General features: G+C 42.7%; 1 protein-coding gene. It reads left to right on the top strand.

The genetic code is table 11. The features are described 5' to 3' along the window. Nucleotides 1-253 (top strand): hypothetical protein (locus FGF67_RS17355; RefSeq protein WP_158293255.1); only part of this gene is annotated, 253 nt, incomplete at both ends.

Genomic DNA, 253 nt, shown 5'->3' with positions numbered 1-253 from the left:
GCTACCTATACCCTAACACAACCGCAAGTAGTAAGCTATACTAGTCCTTCTGATGATACAGCTGATGCCTGTGAGTTTGATAATGCGGATCCTACTGCAGCTCAAAATGCACTGGATGCTGATATCGTAGCTTGGGTAACTAATCAAACAGCTATTATAAATAACAGTTTAGCGGGGGGATGTTCACCGAGCGTATCACATGATTTTACCAATCAGTCTATCGACTTCTGTACGGGAGGTACGGTAACTATTA

Source organism: Allotamlana fucoidanivorans, from assembly GCF_006265225.1.
Lineage (GTDB): Bacteria > Bacteroidota > Bacteroidia > Flavobacteriales > Flavobacteriaceae > Allotamlana > Allotamlana fucoidanivorans.
The sequence above is the reverse complement of the archived record's forward strand: the minus strand, read 5'-3'. Positions and strand labels throughout refer to the sequence as shown.